Origin of the sequence: Muricoccus vinaceus (genome assembly GCF_042433125.1) — a bacterium.
GTDB lineage: Bacteria > Pseudomonadota > Alphaproteobacteria > Acetobacterales > Acetobacteraceae > Roseomonas > Roseomonas vinacea.
The window spans coordinates 748110-770669 of sequence record NZ_JBHLVZ010000002.1 but is presented as its reverse complement, the minus strand read 5'-3'; the positions used below and the strand labels follow the sequence as shown (position 1 = coordinate 770669).

Sequence of the window (22560 nt, the reverse complement as noted above, 5' to 3'; positions counted from 1 at the left end):
CATGTGGGGATGGCTGCTGCGCAGGCTGGGGCAGATCATCCCCACCCTGCTGATCCTCTCGGTCCTGATCTTCGCCCTGCAACAGCTCATGCCCGGCGACCCCGCCATCATCATGGCCGGGGAGGAGCGGGGCGACCCGCAGGTGCTGGCCGAGATCCGCGCCGAACTGATGCTCGACCGCCCGATCTGGGAGCAGTACGGCGCCTGGCTCTGGCGCCTGCTGCACGGCGACCTCGGCTTCTCCTGGCGCATCCGCCAGCCCGTGGGGCAGCTGATCCTGGAGAAGCTGCCCGTCACCCTGCAACTCGGCCTCATGGCCTTCGTGATCTCGGTCGCGATCGGCGTCCCCGCCGGCATCATCTCCGCCGCCTACCGCGACCGCCCGGCGGACTGGGCCGCCAACGGCATCGCGCTGGCCGGCATCTCCACGCCCAACTTCTGGCTGGGGATCATGATGATCCTGCTGTTCAGCGTGCAGCTCGGCTGGCTGCCGCCCTCCGGCTACGTGCCGCTGACGGAGGACTGGCAACAGTCGCTCGCCACCACCATCATGCCCGCCTTCGTGCTGGGCGGCGGCATCGCCGGCGTGTTCATGCGCCACACCCGCGCGGCGATGATCGGCGCGCTCGGCCAGGACTACGTCCGCACCGCCCGCGCCAAGGGCCTGCCCGAGCGCGTGGTGGTCGGCCGCCACGCGCTGCGCAACGCCCTGATCCCCGTGATCACCCTCGGCACCATCGAGCTCGGCCGCTTGCTGGCCGGCGCGGTGCTGACGGAGCAGATCTTCTCCATTCCCGGCTTCGGCAAGCTGATCGTGGACGCCGTGTTCAACCGCGACTACCCGGTGGTGCAGGGCGTGGTGGTGGTCACCGCCATCATCTTCGTCTCCCTCTCCCTGGTGGGGGACCTGCTCTACATGGCCATCAACCCGAGGCTGCGCACGGCATGAGCGCCACCACCGCCCGTGCCGTCCCGCGCGCCGACAGCCCCGGCCGCCGCGCCCTGCGGCGCTTCCTGCGCCACCGCCTGGCCGTCGCGGGGCTGGTGGTCGTCCTCGCCTTCATCCTGGCGGCGGTGCTGGCCCCCTGGATCGCGCCCTACGACCCCGTGGCCACCTCCTGGTCGCGCATCCGCAAGCCGCCCTCCGAACTCCACTGGTTCGGCACCGACGAGAACGGCCGCGACGTGCTCTCCCGCGTGCTCTGGGGCTCGCGCGCCTCGCTGATGGCCGGCGGTCTCTCGGTCACCGCCGCCCTGCTGCTCGGCGTGCCCTTCGGCCTGCTGGCGGGCCTCGCGGGCGGCTGGGTGGACACGATCATCTCCCGCGTCACCGACGCCATGCTCTCGGTGCCCTTCCTGATCCTCGCCATCGCCCTCGCCGCCTTCCTCGGCCCGGCGCTGGAGAACGCGATGCTGGCCATCGCCATCTCCGCCAGCCCCATCTTCGTGCGCCTCGCGCGCGGCATGGCGATGGAAGCGAAATCGACGGAATGGGTGGAGGCCGCCCGCGCGCTGGGCAACCCGCCCTGGCGCATCGCGCTCGCGCATGTCCTGCCCAACATCGTCCCGCCCCTGCTGGTGCAGGCAACCCTCGCCATCGCGGAAGCCATCATCGCCGAGGCCTCGCTCTCCTTCCTCGGCCTCGGCCAGCAGCCGCCCAACCCGTCCTGGGGCTCCATGCTGAACGCGGCGCAGCGCTTCCTCACCCAGGCGCCCTGGATGGCGATCTACCCGGGGCTCGCGATCTTCCTCGTGGTGCTGTCCATCAACCTGCTCGGCGACGGACTGCGGGACGCGCTGGACCCGCGCGCCCGCGGCCGCTGACTGGCCGGGGGAGGGCGCTCCCCCGGCCACCTCGCGTCAGACCTCGAAGCTTTCCCCCACCGCGGGCACCCGCACGCGCCCGGCCTGGTCGCCCATCTCCTTGAGAAAGGCGTCGGGCGACTGCGCGAGCGGCGGGAAGGTGCGGTAATGGCAGGGGATGACCACCGGCACCTCCGGCAGGAAGCGCCGCATGGCGAGCGCCGCGCCGCGCGCGCCCATGGTGAAGCGGTCGCCCATCGGCACCATCGCCACGCGCGGCCGGTACATCTCCCCGATGATCGCCATGTCCGAGAACACGTCGGTGTCCCCCATGTGGTAGACCACCGGCTCCGAGCCCGACTTCGGCGTGATCACCACCCCGTTCGGCAGGCCGAGATGGTGCAGCACCCCGTTCGCGTCCATCTCCGCCGAGGAATGGAAGGCGATGGTCAGGGAAACGCTGAACTCGCCCTGGTCCGTGGTGCCGCCCGTGTTCATGGGGTCGGTGGCCGCGACGCCCTGCCGCCCCAGGTACTGGCACAGCTCGAAATTCGTCACGAGCTTCGCCCCCGTCGCCTTCGCGATCGAAACCGTGTCGCCCACATGGTCCGCGTGCCCATGCGTCAGCACCACATGCGTCGCCCCGCGGGAGGCCTCCTCCACCGTTCCCGTGAAGGTCGCGTTGCCCGTGAGGAAGGGATCGATCAGCACCACCGCCGAACCGAATTCGAGGCGGAAGGCCGAATGCCCGAACCAGGTGATCTTCATGGCTGCTCCTTGCCGAGACGAGCCCCCGATGTAGAGCGGCGCCCCGCCACCGGCCAGGAGGGCGGCCTGCTGAAAGCCAGAGGCCTCCCTGGCGCGCCCCGGTCCGGCGCGCCGGCGCTGCCGCCTCCGCCTCAGCCGGCGTCGCTTCCCATCGGGCCGACCTCTTCCGGGCCGCCCGTCTCCCTCAGGATCGGGCTCTCCCCCAGGGCCGCGCCGCCGAAGGCCTCGCGCACCAGCGGATCCAGCCCCTGTCCACCCGCGCGGACCAGGGCTTGCAGCTCGGCACGCATCCCACGCGTCCAGAAGGACTGGATGTGGTCGGCAATGCCCGCGCGCGCCTCATCGGCCGGATAGGCACGGAAGAAGTCCGCCATCTGGTTTGCCATGCGAACCAGCCGTTCCCCGTTGCCGCTCAAGCGCGGAACCCCTCCGCCACGCGGTCCATGCCGTGGAAGACCGCCACCGTGTCCCGCCGCGCGACGGCCACCAGGTTCATGTCCAGCGCCCGCGCGCGGTCGAGCGCCAGGGCGGTGGGCGCGGAGATCGCGACCAGCGTGCGCGCCCCGATCGCCGCCGCCTTCTCCACCAGCTCGAAGGAGCAGCGGCTGGTCACGATCACGAAGCCCTCCGCCGCCGCGATGCCCTGGCGCATCAGCGCGCCCGCCAGCTTGTCCAGTGCGTTGTGCCGCCCGACATCCTCGCGCACCAGCCGCAGCGCGCCCGTGCCCGTGGCGAAGGCGGCCGCGTGCACGGCGCGCGTCTCGTCGTTCAGGGGCTGCGCCTCCTCCAGCGCCAAAAGCGCGCGGCGGATGGCGGCCACGTCGATGGCGGGCGCGGGGCCCGCGGGCGGCGCGGCCCGCGGCATCTGGTCCAGGTCCTCGATCCCGCAGAGGCCGCAGCCCGTGCGGCCCGCGATGGAGCGCCGCCGCGACAGATGCGCCGTGAGATCCGAGGGCGCCAGCCGGATCGCCAGCCGCAGCCCGCGCTCCTCCGCCTCCACCGAAACCTCCCGGATCCCGGCGGCACCGGCGACGATCCCCTCGGTCAGGCTGAAGCCGTAGGCGAAATCCTCGAGGTCCGACGGCGTCAGCATCATCACCGCAAAAGGCACGGTGGAATAAACCAGGCTGACCGGCACCTCCTCCGGAACGGCGCGCGCCGCCGTGCGGATGCTGCCATCCGTCCCCACCACCAGCGCCTCCGCCGCGCGGCTACTCGGCGGCAGGGACATCCAGCCTCGCCACGCGCTTCATGGTCGCCTCGCCCTCGGCGAAATCCTCCTGCCAGGCGGAGGGCCGGTTGGTGCGCCGCACCTGCACCGCCGTCACCTTGTATTCCGGGCAGTTCGTCGCCCAGTCCGAGTAGTCGGTCGTGATGACGTTCGCCCCCGTGGAGGCATGGTGGAAGGTCGTGTAGACCACCCCGGGCTGCATCCGCTCGCTGATCCGTGCCCGCAGGGCGATGTCGCCCGAACGGCTCTCCAGCGAAACCAGCTCCCCCTCCCGGATACCGCGCAGCTCGGCGTCGAAGGGATGGATCTCCAGCACGTCCTCGGCGTGCCAGCGGCTGTTCTCCGTCCGCCGCGTCTGCGCGCCCACGTTGTACTGGGACAGGATGCGCCCGGTGGTCAGTATCAGCGGGAAGTTCACGCCCGTGCGCTCGTCCGTCGGCACGAATTCCGTGATCATGAAGCGGCCCTTGCCGCGCACGAAGCGATCCACGTGCATCATCGGCGTGCCCAGCGGCGCGTCCTCGTTGCAGGGCCACTGGAGGGAGCCGACCTCCTCCAGCCTGGCGTAGGACACGCCCGCGAAGGTCGGCGTCAGCTGCGCGATCTCGTCCATGACCTCGCCGGGATGGCGGTAGGCCATGGGGAAGCCCAGCGCGTTCGAGAGCGCCATCACCCCCTCCCAGTCCGCCAGCCCGCCCAGCGGCGCCATCACGCGGCGCACGCGGTTGATGCGGCGCTCCGCATTGGTGAAGGTCCCGTCCTTCTCCAGGAAGGAAGATCCCGGCAGAAAGACATGCGCGTATTTCGCCGTCTCGTTCAGGAACAGGTCCTGCACGATGACGCATTCCATCGCAGCCAGCCCGGCCGTCACGTGCTTCGTGTCGGGGTCGGACTGCGCGATGTCCTCCCCCTGCACGAACAGCCCCTTGAAGCGCCCGCCCACGGCTTCGTCGAGCATGTTGGGAATGCGCAGCCCCGGCTCGGCCGAGAGCGGCACGCCCCAGATTGCCTCGAACATCTCCCGCGTCGCGTCGTCCGACACGTGGCGGTAGCCGGAGAATTCGTGCGGGAAGGAGCCCATGTCGCAGGCACCCTGCACGTTGTTCTGCCCGCGCAGCGGGTTCACGCCCGCGCCGGGCCGTCCGATGTTGCCCGTTGCCATGGCGAGGTTCGCCATCGCCATCACGGTGGTGGAGCCCTGGCTGTGCTCCGTCACGCCCAGCCCGTAATAGATGGCCGCCGCGCCCCCCGTGGCATAGAGCCGAGCCGCCTCCCGCACGGCCTGGGCGGGCACGCCCGTGACCGGCTCCGCGGCTTCCGGCGAATTGCGTTCCTGTGCGATGAACCGCGCCCAGCTCTCGAACTCCGCGAGGTCGCAGCGCGCGCGGACGTAATCCTCCGCGACGAGCCCTTCCGTCACCACCACATGCGCCATGGCGTTCACCAGCGCCACGTTGGTGCCTGGCAGGAGCTGCAGGTGGTGGTCCGCCTGCACATGCGGCGTCCGCACCAGGTCGATGCGCCGCGGGTCGGCCACGATCAGCCGCGCGCCCTCCCGCAGCCGCCGCTTCATGCGCGAGGCGAACACCGGGTGCCCGTCCGTCGGGTTGGCCCCGATCACCAGGATCACGTCCGAATCCGCCACCGAGGCGAAATCCTGCGTCCCCGCCGAGGTCCCGAGCGTGGTCTTCAGCCCATACCCCGTCGGCGAGTGGCACACCCGCGCGCAGGTATCGACGTTGTTGTTCCCGAAGGCCCCCCGGATCATCTTCTGCACGAGAAACGTCTCCTCGTTCGTGCAGCGCGAGGAGGTGATCCCCCCGATCGCATCCGGCCCGTACTCGGCCTGGATGCGCCGCAACTCGGAGGCCGCGTGGCTCACCGCCTGCTCCCAGCTCACCTCGCGCCAGGGATCGGTGATCCGCGCGCGAATCATCGGCCTGGTGATGCGGTCCCTGTGGGTGGCATATCCGAAGGCGAAGCGCCCCTTCACGCAGGAATGCCCCTCGTTGGCCTTGCCGTCCTTGTGGGGCACCATGCGGACCAGCCGGTCGCCCTTCATCTCCGCCTTGAAGGAGCATCCCACGCCGCAATAGGCGCAGGTCGTCACAACGGAATGCTCGGGCGTGCCCAGCGCCACCACCGACTTCTCGTTCAGCGTCGCCGTCGGGCAGGCCTGCACGCAGGCGCCGCAGGACACGCATTCGGAGTTCATGAAGTCCGTGCCGCCCGGCGACACCTTGGACCCGAACCCGCGCCCCTCCATGGTCAGCGCGAAGGTCCCCTGCACCTCCTCGCAGGCCCGGATGCAGCGCGAGCAGGCGATGCACTTGGACGCCTCGAAGGTGAAGTACGGGTTGCTCTCGTCCTTGGGCGCATCGAGGTGGTTCGCGCCCTCCTGGCCGTAGCGCACCTCCCGCAGCCCCACCGCGCCCGCCATGTCCTGCAGCTCGCAGTCGCCATTGGCCGAGCAGGTCAGGCAATCCAGCGGGTGGTCGGAGATGTAGAGCTCCATCACCCCCCGGCGCCGCTTCGCGATGGCCTCGTTCTGCGTGTGCACGACCATTCCGGCCTCGGCCGGCGTGGTGCAGGAGGCCGGGAAGCCCCGCCGCCCCTCGATCTGCACGAGGCAGAGCCGGCAGGACCCGAAGGGTTCCAGGCTGTCAGTGGCGCAGAGCCTGGGAACCTTGGTCCCCAGCGTCATCGCCGCCGCCATGACGGAGGTGCCCTTGGGCACCGCCACCGCCTGCCCGTCGATCGTCAGCGTCACCGTGTGGTCAGCCACCCGGATCGGCGTGCCGTAGTCGGTTTCCTGGATCAGGGGCATCCGTCCCGCTCCCTTATTCCGCCGCCTGCGGCATGCCGCGGGCCGCGTCGAAATCCTTGGGGGAAATGCTTGAGCGCGCTGCCGACGGGAATGGGCGTCAGCCCGCCCATCGCGCAGAGCGAAGCATCGGTCATCACCTCCAGCAGGTCGTCCAGCACGGCGAAGTTGCGTGCCACATCCACGCCCGCCGCGATGCGGTCGATCACCTCCACGCCGCGCACGGCGCCGATGCGGCACGGCGTGCACTTGCCGCAGCTCTCGGCCGCGCAGAACTCGAAGGCGAAGCGCGCCTGGCGGGACAGGTTCACGCCGGTGTCGAACACGGTCACCCCGCCATGCCCGAGCAGCCCGCCCGCCTGCGCGAAGGCCTCGTAATCCATTGGCGTATCGAGCAGGCTTTCGGGGAAATACGCTCCCAGCGGCCCGCCCACCTGCACCGCGCGGAACGGTTGCCCCGTCGCGGTGCCGCCGCCCCATTCCTCGATCACCGCGCGCAGCGGCAGCCCGAAGGGCAGTTCCACCAGCCCGCCACGGCGCACGTTGCCCGCGATCTGCACCGCCAGCGTGCCCAGCGACCGCCCCGTGCCGAACGCCGCATAGGCCTCCGCCCCGTGCGCCATGATCCATGGCACGGCGGCGAGCGACAGCACGTTGTTCACCACGGTCGGCCTGCCGAACAGCCCCTCCACCGCCGGCAGCGGCGGCTTGGCGCGCACCACGCCGCGCTTGCCCTCCAGCGAGTTCAGCAGCGAGGTTTCCTCGCCGCAGATGTAAGCCCCGGCGCCGACGCGCACCTCCATGTCGAAGGAACGGCCCGAGCCCTGGATGTTCTCCCCCAGCCACCCCGCCCGCCGCGCCGCCACGATCGCAGTCCGCATGGCCCGAACCGCGTGCGGGTATTCGGAACGCGTGTAGACGTAGCCCTTGCCCGCCCCCACCGCGACGCCCGCGATCGCCATGCCCTCGATCAGCGAGAAGGGATCGCCCTCCATCAGCATCCGGTCGGCGAAGGTGCCGCTGTCGCCCTCGTCCGCGTTGCAGACGACGTATCTCCGCTCCGCCTCCGCCAGCCGCACGGTGTTCCACTTGATCCCCGTCGGGAACCCCGCGCCCCCGCGCCCGCGCAGGCCGGACAGCTTCACCGCATCGACGATCGCCTCGCCGCTCATCGACAGCGCCCGGCGCAGCCCCGCGAAGCCGCCATGCGCCGCGTAGTCCTCCGCCGAGGCCGGATCGACCACGCCGCACCGCGCGAAGGTCAGCCGTGTCTGCCCGGCGAACCAGGGATGCTCCTCCGGACGCCCGATCCGCAGCGGGTGCGCGCCGCCCTCCGGCAAGCCCGCCTCGAACAGCCCGGCCACGTCCCCCGCGCGCACCCGCCCGTAGCCGATGCGACCCGCCGCGGTCTCCACCTCCAGCAGCGGCTCCAGCCAGACGGCGCCGCGCGACCCCGTCCGCACCACCTCCAGCGCCACGCCCCGCCGCGCGGCTTCCGCCCGCAGCGCTCGCAGCACGGCCTCGGCGCCCAGCGCCAGCGCGGCGGCATCCTGCGGCAGGAAAACCCGCATCATGCGCGCCGCGCCTCCGCCACCACGTTCTCGAGCACCGCCTCGTCCAGCCGCGCCAACGGCTCGCCGTCCAGCAGCGCCGCCGGGGCGCAGGCGCAAAGCCCGAGGCAGAAGGCCGGCTCCAGAGTCAGGCTGCCATCCGCCGTGGTGCCGTGCCATTCCACGCCCAGGCGGCGCATCAACCCGGCCGAGACCGCCTCCGCCCCCATCGCCTGGCAGGCCTCGGCCCGGCACAGCTTCAGCACGTGCCGGCCCGGCGGGCGGGCGCGGAAGTCGTGGTAGAAGCTGACGACGCCATGCACCTCGGCACGGGACAGGTTCAGCGCATCGGCCACCAGCGGCACCGCCTCGTGCGGCACGCAGCCGAACTCCTCCTGCAGGGCATGCAGGATCGGCAGCATCGCCCCCTCCAGGCTGGCCTGTTCCGCGATGATGCCGCGGGCGAGCGCGCCGTCCCAGTGCGGCGTCGCGGTGGAGGAGGAGGGAGCGGCAGGCGGCGGCGTCATGCTTCGGAGGGACGGTTCTTCGTTGCTTGCGGTTCATTCGCGCATCGCTTCCCCGTTGGATCAAGGCGCCGGTCCCGTGCTGCGATCGCGAAAACCTATCAAGCCATCCCGCGCCCGGCCGCCACCTCCCGGGCCGCGGCCAGCAGGGCCTCGGTCAGGGGCGGCGCGGGATCGTGCGGCGGCACCACCAGCCCGACCCGGTACTCGGCCTCGGGCGAAACCAGGGGAATGGCGTGCAGCCCCGCCGCCGATCCCAGCGTGCCGGCCACGCTTTCCGGCAGCACCGTCATCCAGCCGCCGCTGCGCACATGGGCGATCAGCGTGACGATGGAGTTGGATTCCACGGTGGCCACGGGCTCCACCCCCGCCTGCTGCATCAGCCGGTCCATGATGCGCCGGTTCTGCATGTCCGGCGTCAGCAGGCAGAGCGGCTGCCCCGCGAGCTCCGCCCAGGCGACGGCGTCGCGCCCCGCCCAGGTCGATCCCGCCGGCACCACCAGCCGGTAGCGCTCCGTCTGCAGCGCGACGCTCCGCAACCGCCCCAGCGGCTCGTTGCCGATATAGGTGATGCCCGCATCGGCCTCGAGGTTCTCCAGCATCCCGAGGATTCCGAGCGATGTCTGCGAGAGAATGGTGAAGCGGATGCCCGGATGCCGCCGGCGGCAGGCGAGCGTCAGGGCCGGCACCATGGCCAGCGCGGTGGGGATCACCGCGATCCGCAGGTGCCCGCTCAGCCCACCCTGCGCCGCCTGCAGGTCCTGCCGCATGGAGCGCACGTCGGCCAGCAGCCGCTTGCCCCATTCGACCGCCTTCTCCCCCTCCGCCGTCAGCCCCTGGAAGCGGGAGGAACGGTGCACCAGCAGCGCGCCCAGTTCCGCCTCGAGCTGCTTGATCCCCGCGGAAAGCGTGGGCTGCGCGACCCCGCAGGCCTCCGCCGCGCGGCGGAAGTTCCGCTCCCGCGCCACCGCGACCAGGAATGCGAGCTTGTCGATCATGGTCCCCCCGCGCCAAGGAAAGGGCGCGGGCCCAGGGCTGGCAAGCCGCGCCTAGGCGTCCCGCCCCGCCACCACCCGCCCGATGCAGGGATTGCCGCCCATCCAGTAGCAAAGCTCCGCGGGCGACCCCACGCGGAACATCGCCAGGTCGGCCCGCATCCCCGGCGCCAGCACGCCGCGGTCCGCCATCCCCAGGGCCGCCGCCGCGTGGCGCGTCACGCCCAGCAGCGCCTCCTCCACCGTCAGCCGGTACAGCGTGCAGGCCATGTTCAGCATCAGCAGCAGCGAGCGCGCCGGGGAGGAGCCCGGGTTCATGTCGGTGGCCACCGCCATCCGCAGCCCCGCCGCGCGCATCGCCGCGATGTCGGGCTGCCGTTCCTCGCGGATGAAATAGGTCGCGCCCGGCAGCAGAACCGCCACCGTGCCCGCCGCCGCCATGGCCGCCAGCCCCTCGCCCGATGCGTGCTCCAGGTGATCAGCCGAGAGCGCCCCGAAGCGCGCGGCCAGCGCCGCGCCGCCGCCGTCGCTCAACTGGTCCGCGTGCAGCTTCACCGGCAGGCCCCGCGCCCGCGCCCGCTCGAACAACGCCGCCGTTTCCGCTGATGTGAAGGCGATCCGCTCGCAAAAGGCATCCACGGCATCCACCAGCCCTTCATCGGCGAGTGGACCGATCATCGCGGCGGCGGCGGCGGCGTAATCCCCCTGCCGGCCCCGGTATTCCGGCGGCACCGCGTGGGCGCCGAGAAAGCTCGTGCACACCGAGACCGCCCGCGCCTCCCCCAGCGCGCGCGCCGCCCGCAGCATCCGCCGCTCCGCCTCGAACTCCAGCCCGTAGCCGGACTTCACCTCCACGGTGGTCACGCCCTCGGCCAGCAGCGCGTCCAGCCGGGGCAGGGCGGCCGCCAGCAGTTCGTCCTCCCCCGCCGCGCGCGTCGCCCGCACGGTGGAAAGGATGCCGCCGCCCTCGCGCGCGATCTCCTCATAGGTGGCGCCGGCCAGCCGCCGCTCGAACTCGGCCGCGCGGTTGCCGCCGAACACCAGGTGGGTGTGGCAGTCCACCAGCCCCGGCAGGATCCAGGCGCCGCCGCAATCCACCTCCGGCGCCCCATGCGCGGGCAGCGCGGCGCGCGGTCCCACCCAGGCGATCCGCCCGTCCTTCGCGGCCACCGCGCCATCGGGCACCACGCCCAGCCCCTCCGCCATGGTGCAGAGCCGGGCGCCGACCCACACCCGGTCGAACTCAGCCATCGGACAGCGCCGCGAAGCGCCCTTCCGCCACCAGCCCCGCGACGCGCGCGATGTCCGGCGCCATGAAGCGGTCGGCCTCCCAGGGGCCCGCCACCCTCCGCACCAGCCCATGCGCCACCTCCAGCGGGGGCGAGGACCGCAGCGGCCGGTGGAACTCCATCGCCTGCGACGCCGCCAGCAGCTCGATCGCCAGGATGTCGCGCAGGTTCCGCGCCATCGGCAGCAGCCGCAGCGCCGCTCCGGTGGCCATGCTCACATGGTCCTCCTGGTTGGCCGAGGTCGGCAGGCTGTCCACGCTGCGGGGATGCGCGAGCGACTTCTGCTCGCTCGCCAACGCCGCCGCCGTCACCTGCGCGATCATGAAGCCGGAATTCAGCCCGCCGTCGCGCACCAGGAACGCCGGCAGCCCCGACAGCGCCGGGTCCGTCAGCAGCGCGATGCGCCGCTCCGCCAGGGCGCCGATCTCGGCCAAGGCCAGCGCCAGATGGTCCGCCGCAAAGGCCACGGGCTCGGCGTGGAAGTTGCCGCCCGACAGCACCTCACCCTCCGCCGTCACCAGCGGGTTGTCCGTCACCGCGTTCGCCTCCCGCTCCAGCACCAGGGCGACGTGGTCCAGCGCATCGAGGCAGGCGCCCATCACCTGCGGCTGGCAGCGGATGGAATAGGGGTCCTGCACGCGCGGATCGTCCCGGCGGTGGCTCTCGCGGATGGCGCTGTCCGCCATCAGGCCGCGCAGGGCGGCCGCCACCCGGATTTGCCCGGGCTGCCCGCGCAGGGCGTGGATGCGCGGATCGAAGGGCGTATCGGAGCCCCGCACCCCCTCCGTGCTCATCGCGCCCGACACGAGCGCCGTGCCGAACAGGTCCCGCGCCAGGAACAGCGCCGACAGGGCGATGGCCGTGGAAACCTGTGTGCCGTTCAGCAGCGCCAGCCCCTCCTTCGGCCCCAGCGGCAGCGGCGACAGCCCGGCCGCCGCCAGCGCCTCCGCTCCCGGCACCACCACCCCGCCCAGATGCGCCTCGCCCTCGCCGATCAGCACCATGGACAGGTGGGCCAGCGGCGCCAGATCCCCCGAGGCGCCGACGGAGCCGCGCGCGGGGATCACCGGCAGCGCATCGGCCTCCAGCAGCGCCAGCAGCGCCTCGACCGTTTCCTCCCGCACGCCCGAGGCGCCGCGTGCCAGCGACAGCGCCTTCAGCGCCAGCACCAGCCGCACCACGGGTCGGGGCAGGGGCTCCCCAACGCCCGAGGCATGGGAGCGGATCAGGTTGAGCTGCAACCGCACGAGGTCATCCGGCGCGATCCGCGTGCCCGCCAGCTTCCCGAAGCCGGTGTTCACACCATACATCACCTCGCCCGCGCGCAGCCGCCCGGCCAGCGCCGAATGGCTGGCCCGCACCTGATCGCGCCACCCTTCCTCCAAGGCCAGCGGCGCCCCCTCCATCACCGCCCGCAGCGCGGCGAGCGTCGCCTCGCCCGGCGGGATCACGGCCCCACCATCGGCAGGTCCAGCCCCTTCTCCCGCGCCCATTCCTTGGCCGCGTCGTAGCCCGCGTCGGCGTGGCGCATCACACCCGTTGCCGGGTCGTTCCACAGCACCCGCTTCAGCCGCCGCGCCGCATCCGGCGTGCCATCCGCCACGATCACCATGCCCGCATGCTGCGAATAGCCCATGCCCACGCCGCCGCCATGGTGCAGCGAAACCCAGGTCGCGCCCGAGGCCGTGTTCAGAAGCGCGTTCAGCAGCGGCCAGTCCGACACCGCGTCCGACCCGTCCAGCATCGCCTCCGTCTCCCGGTTGGGCGACGCGACCGACCCTGAATCCAGATGGTCCCGCCCGATCACCACGGGCGCCGACAGCTCCCCGCGCGCCACCATCTCGTTGAAGGCCAGGCCCAGCCGGTGCCTGTCCCCCAGCCCCACCCAGCAGATGCGCGCGGGCAGGCCCTGGAAGGCGATGCGCGCCTGCGCCATGTCCAGCCAGCGGTGCAGGTGCGGATCGTCCGGGAACACCTCCCGCACCTTGGCATCCGTCCGGCGGATGTCCTCGGGATCGCCCGAGAGGGCCGCCCAGCGGAAGGGCCCGACGCCCCGGCAGAACAGCGGCCGGATATAGGCCGGCACGAAGCCGGGAAAGCCGAAGGCGTCGGCAAGCCCCTCGTCCTGCGCCATCTGCCGGATGTTGTTGCCGTAATCCATGACCACCGCGCCCATGCGCTTGAAGTCCAGCATGGCCTGGACATGCGCCACCATGCTGCGCTTGGCCGCGGCCGCCACCGCGCGCGGATCGCTCTCCCGCTTCGCGTGCCACTCATCGAGCGTCCACCCCGCCGGCAGGTAGCCGTTGGAGGGATCATGCGCGCTGGTCTGGTCCGTCACGATGTCCGGCACCACGCCGCGCCGCACCAGCTCCGGGAACACCTCCGCCGCGTTGCCCAGCAGCCCCACGCTGATCGCGCGCTTCTCGTCGGAGGCGCGCCGGATCATCGCCAGCGCCGTGTCGAGGTCGTCCGCCCGGTGGTCCAGGTAGCGCGTCTCCAGCCGCTTCTCGATGCGGCTCGGCTGGCACTCCACCGCCAGCACCGAGGCCCCCGCGAAGACCCCCGCCAGCGGCTGCGCGCCGCCCATGCCGCCGAGCCCCCCCGTGAGGATCCAGCGCCCCGACAGGTCGCCCCTGAAATGCTGCCGCCCGGCCTCCGCGAAGGTCTCGTAGGTCCCCTGCACGATTCCCTGCGATCCGATGTAGATCCAGGACCCCGCGGTCATCTGCCCGTACATCATCAGCCCCGCGCGATCGAGCGCGTTGAACTTCTCCCAGGTCGCCCAGGCCGGCACGATGTTGGAGTTGGCGATCAGCACCCGCGGCGCGTCCGCATGCGTCTCGAACACGCCGACGGGCTTGCCGGACTGCACCAGCAGCGTCTGCGTGTTGTCCAGCCGGCGCAGCACGTCGCAGATCATCTCGTAGCTGCGCCAGTCCCGCGCCGCGCGCCCGATGCCGCCATAAACCACCAGCGCACCCGGGTTCTCCGCCACCTCGTCGTCCAGGTTGTTCATCAGCATCCGCAGCGGCGCCTCCGTCACCCAGTGGCGCGCGGAAAGCTGGCTCCCCCGCGCGGCCCGGATGGCCGGCGCGTTGCGGAAGCGTGCGTTGTCGCTCATGCGTTTCCTCAGAGGCTGTAGTGCCCGCCCGGCCCGTCCTGCATCCGGTAGCGTCCGGAAAGCTCGAAGCGGCTGGCGGGCTGGGTGAGGCGCGAGAAGGTCGTGGCCTCGCCGCGGCGGAAGGTGCGGCGGCGGATCACCAGGCAGGGGTCGCGCGGCCCCACCTCCAGCAGCCGCGCGAGGTTCTCGTCCGGCAGGATGGCGGAAACGGCCTGCTCCATCTCCGTCACCTCGCCGACCTCGCGCAGGAAGTCGTAGGTGGTGCGGGCGGAGAAGTCCTGCGCGCCGTAGCCGGGCGCGTAGCCCGGCTGGATGAAGCGCTCCTCCAGCTGGATCGGCAGCAGGTCGCCCTTGTGCAGGATCATCGAGGCCGGCACCCGCCCGCCGCGCGGCAGCCCCAGCGCGTCCGCCGCCTCGTCGGTCAGCGTGGCCGCGCCCAGCGCCAGCACCTCGCAGGACCATTCCATCCCGCGCCCGCGGATCTCCTCCGCAATGCTCTCGATGCTCGTCAGCCCCATGCGCGGCTTTCCGGCATCCAGTCTTGGCGCCACGAAGGTGCCGACCCCCGGCACCTTCCGCAGCCGCCCGTCCCGCGCCAGCTCCGCGAAGGCGCGGTTCACCGTGATGCGGGAGACGCCCAGCATCGGCCCCAGCTCGTTCTCGCTGGGGATGCGCGCGTGCACCGCCCATTCGCCGGAGGCGATGCGCGACAGCACGAATTCCTTCACCGCCTCGTAGCGGGGCTTGGGCGCGCCGCCGTCGGGCACGGGGTTCAGCCCGCGGCCATGACGGTCTTGCGGTAGCCGAAGGCCTGGTCGAAGCGGTTCAGGATATGCTGCCCCGCCGTGATCGGCTCGTAGCGCGCCTCGCCCTCGGCCGTGCCCAGTTCCCGCGGGTCGATCACCGCGCCGAAGTCCGGATCGTGGAAGGTCGCGATGGACATCCGCTCCCGACCGCTGCGGTTCACCACCCGGTGCGGGGTGGAGGCGAAGCGGTCGTTGCTCCAGCGCCCCAGCAGGTCGCCCACGTTCACCACCAGCGTGCCGGGCAGGGGAGGGGCGTCGATCCACCCGCCGCTCTGCCGCTCCCGCACCTGCAGCCCGCCGTTGCTGTCCTGCCAGAGCAGCGTCACGCAGCCGAAATCCGTGTGCGGCGCCAGGCCGAAGATCTCCTCCTCCGCGCCCACCTCCTGCGGCGGGTAGAAGATGGCCTGCGTCCGCTGCAGCGGCTTGCGGTAGCGCGGCGCGAAGAACTCCTCCTCCAGCCCGAGGCTCACCGCCACCGCCCGCATCAACCGCCCGCCGAGCCCCAGCATGGCGTCGTAATAGGCCGACATGGCCGGGCGCAGCGCAGGGGCGAAATCCGGCCACTGGTTCGGTCCCCGAAGCGGCTCGCCCGCCAGCACCGCCGGATCGTCCTCCGGCAGTTCCAGGCCGATCGAGAAGAACTCCTTCCGGTCCGCGTGCTTCGCGCCCTCCATCAGCGCGCCGCCCATGGCGTGCCAGCCGCGGTGCCGGGCGTTGGCACGCACCCGCGCCTTCGTCTCGGCCGGCAGGTGGAAGAAGTCGCGCGCGGCCGCCACGACGTCCGCGATCACCGGCTCCGGCACGCCGTGCCCCGAAACATAGAAGAAGCCCGGCCCGGTGCAGGCCGCCCGGATCGCAGCCGCCACTTGCGGCACGGCGTTTGCTGAACCCGCGTTCAGTCCGGAAACATCGATCACGGGAAGAGAGACCTGTCCGACCATGCGCGTCGCCTCCTCGCCAGGCCGGGAAGGATGCTTGCCGAGCCCGCCCGGGGATGCTTACGTTCATAACCTGTCATGTCAAGTTCGGCGCCGCTGGCGCGCCCGCCTGGTCCCCGTCACGATCGCATCACCGACCCACCCTGCTTCCAAGGAGAGAACCGAATGATCCTCACCCGCCGCGGCCTCGGCGCCGCCACCCTCGGCACCGGCCTGGCCGTGGCGAACATCCGCCGCGCGGCCGCCAACAACCTGGATAAGGCCAAGCGCGCCGGCGAGCTGATCATCGCCACGGAGATGCACTTCGCCCCCTTCGACTTCACCGAGGGGGGCAAGCAAGTGGGCCTGAACGCGGAGCTCTTCGCCGAGGTCGGCAAGGAATTGGGCGTGAAGATCACCTTCCAGGACCTTCCCTGGCCCGCCGTGCTGCCGGGCCTGGAGGCCAGCCGCTACGACCTGGTCGGCGGCCCCGCCACCATCACCCGGGCGCGCTCCGAGCGCTACCGCTTCACCGTGCCCGTCGCCGAGGCCACCGTCGCCCTGCTGAAGCGCACGAGCGAGTCCGGCATCACAAAGCCGCAGGACATCGCGGGCAAGCAGCTCGGCTGCGCGACGGCGACCGCGCAGCTCGCCCAGTTCCAGGCCTTCGTGGCGACGCTGCCGGGCACCACGCCGCCGATCCGGGAATACCAGTCCTTCTCCGAGGCCTATGCCGACCTCGCGGCCGGGCGGGTCGTCGCCGTCGCCAACTCGCTGCCCAACATCGCCTATGTCGCGAAGCAGCGCCCCAACGTCTTCTCGGTGGTGCAGCCGCCCTTCGGCGCGAAGTCCTACTTCGGCTACATCGGCCGCAAGGACGCGGACTCCGCCCCGCTGCTCGATGCGGTGGACGCCGCCATCGTGAAGATGCGCAACGACGGCCGCCTGAGCGCCCTGCAGACCAAGTGGTTCGGCCAGGCCTTCGACACGCCCGACACCGTGCCCGTGCCCACGGTCTGACATGGACATCTGACATGGACTGGGCCTTCATCCAGGAGGCCCTGCCCGCGCTGATGCGCGGCGCGGTGGCCACGGTGGCGGTGTCGCTCGCCGCCATCGCGCTCGGCTTCGCGGTGGGGGCGGCGATCGCGGCCGCCTCCACCGCCCGCGCGCGCGGCCTCCGTGCCTTCGCGGCCCTCTACATCAGCTTCTTCCGCGGCGTGCCGCTGCTGGTGCAGCTCCTGCTCGCCTACTACGCGCTGCCCTTTCTCGGGCTCGACATCCCCGCCATCGTCGCGGCGGTCGGCACGCTCGCCCTCTGCTGCGCCGCCTATGCCGCCGAGATCCTGCGCGGCGGCCTGGCCCTCGTGCCGCCCGGCACGGTGGAGGCCGCCCGCCTGCTGGGCCTCACCCGCACCCAGGCCTTTCTCCGCATCCGCCTGCCCATCGCCGCCCAGGCGATGCGCCCGGCACTGGTGGGGGAGGCGATCATGATCCTCAAGGCCTCCTCCCTCATCTCCCTGGTCGGAATCCTCGAACTGACGCGCACCTCGCAGGCCCTGGCGTCGAGCACCTTCATGCCGCTGCAATCCTACGCGCTTTGCGGCGCCATCTACCTCGTCATCAACTTCACCATCATGGCGGCCTTCCGCGGCCGGCGGCGCGCGTGAGCATCGTCGCGGAAACCCTCTGGGCCGTCGCGCGCGGGCTGCCGCTGACGGTGGGCATCTGGCTCGCCTCCGTCGCCACCGGCCTCGTGGCCGGCGTGCTCGTCGCATGCGCCCGCCATTTCGGCCCGCGCCCGGTCAACGCTCTGCTGCTCGCGATGGTGGAGACCGTGCGCGGCGTGCCCTTCGTGGTGCAGGCCTTCCTGCTCTACTACGGCGGCCCCTTCATCGGGCTGGACCTGACGCCCATCCTCGCCGGCTGGCTCGCGCTCTCGGTCTATGCGGCCGCCTATTTCAGCGAGGTGTTCCGCGCCGGCTTCGCCGCCATCCCGGCCGGCCACACGGAAGCGGCACGGCTGCTGGGCCTGGACACGCGCCAGATCATCGCCCGGATCCTTTTGCCGGAGATGGCGCTCTCGGTTCTGCCCGCCCTGGCCAACCTCGCGGTGATCCTGATCAAGGAAACCGCCATCCTCTCCATCATCACCGTGCCGGAACTCACCTTCACCGTGTCCGGCGTCGGCAGCGCCACCTTCGCCTTCGCCCAGACCATGACGGCGCTGGCGCTCAGCTACTGGCTGCTGGTGGAGCTCACCGCCCATGCCGCGCGCCGGCTCGAGCGCGGCATTGCCCGCGCCACCCTCGGCACCGCGTGAGGACCCTGCGATGACCCCACCCTTTCTGCTCGCCGAGAAGCTGGAGCGCCGCGTCGGCGACACGCAGATCCTGGGCGGCATCGACCTGTCCGTGCAGAAGGGCGAGGTGGTCGGGCTGATCGGCCCCAGCGGCTCCGGCAAGTCCTCGCTGCTCCGCTGCATCGCGGGCCTCGATCCCCTCACCGGCGGCCGCGTTCTGGTGGAAGGGCGGGTGCCCATGCCGGGCGACGGCACGGTCGGCATGGTGTTCCAGCAGTTCAACCTTTGGCCGCACCTGACGGCGCAGGAGAACGTGGCGCTTGCCCTGCGGCTGGCGCTGAGGAAGCCGCGCGCGGAGGCGGCGGAGCGCGCCCGCGCCATGCTCGACCGCGTCGGCCTGCTCAAGCTCGCCGACAGGAGGCCCGCGCAGCTTTCCGGCGGCCAGCAGCAGCGCGTGGCCATCGCGCGGACCCTTGCGGTGGAACCCCGCCTCATCCTGTTCGACGAGCCGACCGCGAGCCTCGACCCGGAACTGACGACGGAGGTGCTCGACGTGATCCGCGGCCTCGCCGAAACCGGCCTGACCATGCTCGTCGTTTCGCACGAGATGGGCTTCGTCGCCTCCGTCGCGAGCCGCGCGGTGTTCCTGGACCACGGCAAGGTCCTGGTGGACGGCCCCGCGAGATCCGTGTTCCGCGACGCCGCCGAGCCACGCCTCCGCCGCTTCCTGTCCACCTACCTCCAGCGCGTCGCCTGGGCGCCCAATCCCGCCGCGGCGGTGCCCGAACTGCTCCCCACCGCGCCCGGCGGGTTCTCCCTGCTGGACGCCGCCGCCAGCCCGCCGGGCGAGGGCCTGCCGCTTGCGGTGCCGAAGTCCGGCGCATGACCGTCTTTCACGCGGCCCAGGCCCTGCTGCCCGGCGGCTGGGCGCGCGACGTCACCATCCGCGCGGATGCCGGCGGCACGGTCATCGCCGCCCTGCCGGACACCGCCCCGCCGGAGGGCGCCGAGCGCCTGCCCGGGCACGTGATCCCGGGCGTGCCGAACATCCACTCCCACGCCTTCCAGCGCGCCATGGCCGGCGCCGCCGAACGGCGCTCGCCTGCCGGACGCGACAGCTTCTGGACCTGGCGGGAAACGATGTACCGCTTCGTCGCCCGGCTCACCCCCGACGACGCCGAGGCGGTGGCCGCCCAGCTCCAGGTCGAGTGCCTGGAGCACGGCTTCACCCACCTCGCCGAGTTCCACTACCTGCACCACCAGCCGGACGGCACGCCCTATGCCGACCGGGCGGAGATGTCGCTGCGCCACCTCGCGGCCGCGCGGGCCACCGGCATCGGGCTCACGCTGCTGCCCAGCCTCTACCGCCACGGCGGCATCTTCGGCGCCACGCCCAGCCCGGGACAGCGCCCCTTTCTGAACGACATCGACGGGTTCGAGGCGATCCTCGCCCGCTGCGCGGAGGCCGTGCGCGAGATGCCGCGCGCCCGCCTCGGCATCGCGCCGCACTCGCTGCGCGCCGTCACCCCCGCCATGCTCGCGCATTTCGCGGATCACCCCGGCCCCATCCACATCCACGCCGCCGAGCAGTTGCGCGAGGTCGAGGAATGCCTTGCCGCCACCGGCGCCCGCCCGGTGGAATGGCTGCTGGCCAACATGGCCGTGGATGCGCGCTGGTGCCTCATCCACAGCACGCACCTGACCGGGGAGGAAAGCCGGGGCCTCGCCCGCAGCGGCGCCGTGGCCGGCCTTTGCCCGACCACCGAGGCCTCCCTCGGCGACGGAACCTTCGACCTGCCGGCCTTCGCCGGGGCAGGGGGCGCCGTCGCCATCGGCACGGACTCCCATGTCGGCACCGCCCCGCGCGAGGAGCTGCGGCAGCTCGAATTCTCCCAGCGCCTGCGATCCCTGTCCCGCAGCATCGCGGCGGACGGCGCCTCGCCCCACCCCGGCCGCGCCCTGCTGGACGCCGTGCTGCGCGGCGGCGCCCGGGCCGCGGGCGCCCCGCTCGGCGCCATTGCCCCCGGCACCCGCTGCGACCTGGTGGAGCTGGACGGCGCGCACCCCACCCTGGTGCCCCACCAGGGCGACGCCCTGCTGGACGCCTGGGTTTTCTCCGGCCAGTCGAGCCCCGTCCGCACGGTGGCCGTCGCGGGCGAGGTGCTGGTGCGGGATGGCCGCCACCACGGCCACGAGGCCATCGCCGCCCGCTTCCGCGCCGCCATGCGCCGGCTTGCCGCCTGAGCCGCCCGGGCGTGACCCGAGGCGCAGATCAAGGACCGCCCCCGATGCAGCGCCGCGCCCTTCTTTCCCTTGCCGCCCTTTCCCCGCTCGCGGCGCGCGCCCAGGCCCGCTGGGTGCCGGACGGCCCGGTGCGCCTGGTGGTGCCCTTCGCCCCCGGCGGGTCGCAGGACGTGCTCGGGCGCCTGCTCGCCCAGGCGGCCGGGCCGATCCTGGGGCAGACGGTGGTTGTCGAGAACCGCGCCGGCGCGGGCGGCGTCCTGGGCGCGGAGGCCGTGGCCCGCGCGGCGCCGGACGGGCAGGCGGTGCTGCTCGCGACCGCCGGGCAGCTCACCATCGCCAAGGCCATCGGCCGCCGGCTGCCCTACGATCCCCTCGCGGACTTCGCGCCCCTCATCCACCTCAGCGACAGCCCCGTGGCGCTGCTCGCCGCGCCACAGCTCGGCGTGCCCGATGCACAAGGGCTGCTGCGCCTCGCGCGCGAGGCCGGCCAGCCTCTGCCCTACGCCTCCACCGGCATCGGCACCAACACGCACCTCATCATGGAGGACCTGAAGGCGCGGGAGCGCCTGAACCTGGAGCACGTTCCCTACCGGGGCGCGGCGGGGGCCTTCAACGACCTCGCGGCCGGGCGGATCGCGGCCATGTTCGTTTCCGTCCCCTCCGTGCTCGCGGCGGGCGGCGGGCAGTTCAAGGTGCTGGCCGTGACGTCGCGGGAGCGATTCCCGGCCACCCCCGACATCCCCACCCTGGTCGAGGCCGGCGTGCCCGGCTTCGAGGCCAGCATCTGGACCGGCCTTTCGGCCCCCGCCGGCACGCCGGCGCCGGTTGTCGCGCGCCTGGCGGAGGCCTTCCGCGAGGCCATGGCGACCGACCTCGTCCGCTCCCGCCTGGATGTCCTGGGCGTGACCCCCAACGGCGCGGACGGCGCGGCCTTCGGCGCCCTGCTGCGGGACGACCTGGAACGCTGGACCCGCGTTGCCGCGCCGCTCGACATCCGCCTGGACTGAGGCCGCTCAGCCCCGCCCGTAGCCCGAGACCAGCGCAACTCCCACCCCTGCGGGGTCGAGCCCGTGCAGCAGTGGATTGCGCCGGAGATCCCGCCCCCAGAGCGCCTCCAGCGCCGTGACCACGGCTTCCGTGACCGGCATGGCCAGCCCCTGCCCGCGCGCGAGCCAGAGATAGAAGGCCAGCCCGTAGGGAACATCCTCGGTGACGTAGCGCGTCTCCATCTCCGCGGGTCCCAGCACCGCGCCGCGCGTTTCCGCGATCCGCGCCGCCATCTCCGCCAGCGGCCCCATCGGAACCCCGTTCGCCCGGTGGAGCGATTCCTCCAGCCCCAGCACCGGCACGCCGAAGCGGGCGGCCAGCGCCGCGCGCTCCGCGGCCAGGGCCTCCATCATCCGGCAGGCGGCGGGGGTCATCAGCCCGTATTGCGGCCACTCCTCCGCGCGCTCGATGCGCGTGACGTTGGTGAGTGCCAGCACCGCGTGGATGATCGGGTTGGCGTTCGCGATGCCGGCGCCGAGCGCGCTGGGCGCCACCGGGCTCGCATGGCCGAACAGGGCGGTCGCCAGCGCGCCCATCTCCGCCGCGGCGGCCGCCGGCACCGCCGCCACGTCCACCGCCGCCCGCACCGTCGCGACGAAGACCCGCCCGGGCGCCCGGCGGCGGGCGGTGACGGGCGTGGTCGCCATGGCCCCGATCGCCGCCCGCCCGGCCGGCGCCCCGCGCGCCGCCATCAGGGCGTCCAGCGCCAGGGGCGCGAGGGAGGCGGCGGGCGCGATCAGCAGGGGCAGGACGGGCGGGAGCGCCTCCGCGATCCGCGGCAGCAAGGCGGGGAAGGCATAGGCGGGCACGGCCAGCAGCGCGGCATCCGCCCCCGCGAAGGCTTCCTCGAGGCCGGCCGCGACCCGCAGGGCGAAGCGGCCGGTGACGGCGCCCTCCGACTCCATCCCGCCCTCGATCCCCGCCGTTCCCCGGCCGGAGGGCGACCAGATCGCCACCCCGTGCCCGCGCGAGGCCGCGAGCGCCGCCGCCGCGGGGCCCACGGCGCCCGCCCCCAGCACGCAAAGTCGCATCGCCCCAACCCCCTGGCCTGATGGCGCCGATGAACGCCAGCCCGTTCCGCGCGGCAAGGGCGTTCGCCCCGATTTCCGCGCTGGCCCCGTTCCTGCCTAGACTGG

The 22560-nt window shown here is 72.6% G+C and carries 21 protein-coding genes; 8 read left to right on the top strand and 13 right to left on the bottom strand.

The genetic code is table 11. The features are described 5' to 3' along the window. Nucleotide 1 precedes the first annotated feature (1 nt). Nucleotides 2-949, top strand: coding sequence for an ABC transporter permease (locus tag ACFFIC_RS05430; protein WP_377049120.1), 948 nt, complete (start codon nucleotides 2-4; stop codon nucleotides 947-949). Continuing rightward, nucleotides 946-1824 carry an ABC transporter permease gene (locus ACFFIC_RS05425; RefSeq protein WP_377049119.1) on the top strand — a complete coding sequence of 293 codons (879 nt, stop codon included), beginning with the start codon at nucleotides 946-948 and terminating at the stop codon, nucleotides 1822-1824. The genes ACFFIC_RS05430 and ACFFIC_RS05425 overlap by 4 nt, the downstream gene beginning before the upstream one ends. A gap of 36 nt (nucleotides 1825-1860) precedes the next feature. Here the strand turns inward: ACFFIC_RS05425 and ACFFIC_RS05420 are convergent, their stop codons facing one another. From ACFFIC_RS05420 to ACFFIC_RS05365, 12 genes are all read right to left on the bottom strand, one after another. After that, nucleotides 1861-2571: a metal-dependent hydrolase gene (locus tag ACFFIC_RS05420; RefSeq protein ID WP_377049118.1), complete on the bottom strand. Its 711-nt coding sequence runs from the start codon at nucleotides 2569-2571 to the stop codon at nucleotides 1861-1863. A 131-nt stretch (nucleotides 2572-2702) separates the two neighbouring features. Then, entirely contained in the window at nucleotides 2703-2957 is a 255-nt protein-coding gene (locus ACFFIC_RS05415) for a formate dehydrogenase subunit delta (RefSeq protein WP_377049117.1), read from the bottom strand. Between the two features lie 26 nt (nucleotides 2958-2983). Further along, nucleotides 2984-3802 (bottom strand): formate dehydrogenase accessory sulfurtransferase FdhD, encoded by an 819-nt coding sequence (fdhD, locus tag ACFFIC_RS05410; protein WP_377049116.1) that lies wholly within the window; start codon nucleotides 3800-3802, stop codon nucleotides 2984-2986. Beyond that, a complete protein-coding gene (gene fdhF / locus ACFFIC_RS05405; protein WP_377049115.1) occupies nucleotides 3783-6629 on the bottom strand; it encodes a formate dehydrogenase subunit alpha in 2847 nt (948 codons plus the stop codon). Before fdhF ends, fdhD begins: the two co-directional genes overlap by 20 nt. Then, nucleotides 6620-8200 carry an NADH-ubiquinone oxidoreductase-F iron-sulfur binding region domain-containing protein gene (locus ACFFIC_RS05400; RefSeq protein WP_456306919.1) on the bottom strand — a complete coding sequence of 527 codons (1581 nt, stop codon included), beginning with the start codon at nucleotides 8198-8200 and terminating at the stop codon, nucleotides 6620-6622. Before ACFFIC_RS05400 ends, fdhF begins: the two co-directional genes overlap by 10 nt. Continuing rightward, nucleotides 8197-8703, bottom strand: a complete 507-nt coding sequence (locus ACFFIC_RS05395) for a formate dehydrogenase subunit gamma (protein ID WP_377049114.1) — start codon at nucleotides 8701-8703, stop codon at nucleotides 8197-8199. The genes ACFFIC_RS05400 and ACFFIC_RS05395 overlap by 4 nt, the downstream gene beginning before the upstream one ends. A 98-nt stretch (nucleotides 8704-8801) precedes the next feature. Further along, nucleotides 8802-9698: a LysR family transcriptional regulator gene (locus ACFFIC_RS05390; RefSeq protein ID WP_377049113.1), complete on the bottom strand. Its 897-nt coding sequence runs from the start codon at nucleotides 9696-9698 to the stop codon at nucleotides 8802-8804. 51 nt (nucleotides 9699-9749) lie between these two features. Then, entirely contained in the window at nucleotides 9750-10946 is a 1197-nt protein-coding gene (gene hutI, locus ACFFIC_RS05385; RefSeq protein WP_377049112.1) for an imidazolonepropionase, read from the bottom strand. Next, nucleotides 10939-12477: a histidine ammonia-lyase gene (gene hutH / locus ACFFIC_RS05380; RefSeq protein WP_377049111.1), complete on the bottom strand. Its 1539-nt coding sequence runs from the start codon at nucleotides 12475-12477 to the stop codon at nucleotides 10939-10941. Before hutH ends, hutI begins: the two co-directional genes overlap by 8 nt. Continuing rightward, complete coding sequence (gene hutU, locus ACFFIC_RS05375; RefSeq protein ID WP_377049110.1) at nucleotides 12432-14108, bottom strand: urocanate hydratase; 1677 nt, start codon at nucleotides 14106-14108, stop codon at nucleotides 12432-12434. The genes hutH and hutU overlap by 46 nt, the downstream gene beginning before the upstream one ends. Nucleotides 14109-14116: 8 nt before the next feature. Beyond that, a complete protein-coding gene (locus ACFFIC_RS05370; protein WP_377049109.1) occupies nucleotides 14117-14875 on the bottom strand; it encodes a UTRA domain-containing protein in 759 nt (252 codons plus the stop codon). 5 nt (nucleotides 14876-14880) lie between these two features. Next, the gene (locus tag ACFFIC_RS05365; RefSeq protein WP_377049108.1) at nucleotides 14881-15855 is read right to left on the bottom strand and encodes an isopenicillin N synthase family dioxygenase; all 975 of its coding nucleotides are present in this window, start codon (nucleotides 15853-15855) and stop codon (nucleotides 14881-14883) included. Nucleotides 15856-16017: 162 nt separating this feature from the next. Between ACFFIC_RS05365 and ACFFIC_RS05360 the strand changes: the two genes are divergently transcribed. From ACFFIC_RS05360 to ACFFIC_RS05335, 6 genes are read left to right on the top strand one after another with little or no spacing between them, the layout of a single operon-like run. Next, nucleotides 16018-16851: a transporter substrate-binding domain-containing protein gene (locus ACFFIC_RS05360; protein ID WP_377049107.1), complete on the top strand. Its 834-nt coding sequence runs from the start codon at nucleotides 16018-16020 to the stop codon at nucleotides 16849-16851. 14 nt (nucleotides 16852-16865) lie between these two features. Next, entirely contained in the window at nucleotides 16866-17501 is a 636-nt protein-coding gene (locus ACFFIC_RS05355) for an amino acid ABC transporter permease (protein WP_377049106.1), read from the top strand. Further along, nucleotides 17498-18154: an amino acid ABC transporter permease gene (locus ACFFIC_RS05350; protein ID WP_377049105.1), complete on the top strand. Its 657-nt coding sequence runs from the start codon at nucleotides 17498-17500 to the stop codon at nucleotides 18152-18154. The genes ACFFIC_RS05355 and ACFFIC_RS05350 overlap by 4 nt, the downstream gene beginning before the upstream one ends. A gap of 10 nt (nucleotides 18155-18164) precedes the next feature. Then, a complete protein-coding gene (locus ACFFIC_RS05345) occupies nucleotides 18165-19019 on the top strand; it encodes an amino acid ABC transporter ATP-binding protein (RefSeq protein ID WP_377049104.1) in 855 nt (284 codons plus the stop codon). Further along, nucleotides 19016-20377, top strand: coding sequence for a formimidoylglutamate deiminase (locus ACFFIC_RS05340; protein ID WP_377049103.1), 1362 nt, complete (start codon nucleotides 19016-19018; stop codon nucleotides 20375-20377). Before ACFFIC_RS05345 ends, ACFFIC_RS05340 begins: the two co-directional genes overlap by 4 nt. A gap of 44 nt (nucleotides 20378-20421) precedes the next feature. Beyond that, a complete protein-coding gene (locus ACFFIC_RS05335) occupies nucleotides 20422-21384 on the top strand; it encodes a Bug family tripartite tricarboxylate transporter substrate binding protein (RefSeq protein WP_377049102.1) in 963 nt (320 codons plus the stop codon). Nucleotides 21385-21390: 6 nt separating this feature from the next. Here the strand turns inward: ACFFIC_RS05335 and ACFFIC_RS05330 are convergent, their stop codons facing one another. Continuing rightward, nucleotides 21391-22455 (bottom strand): NAD/NADP octopine/nopaline dehydrogenase family protein, encoded by a 1065-nt coding sequence (locus ACFFIC_RS05330; protein ID WP_377049101.1) that lies wholly within the window; start codon nucleotides 22453-22455, stop codon nucleotides 21391-21393. Nucleotides 22456-22560: the final 105 nt, after the last annotated feature.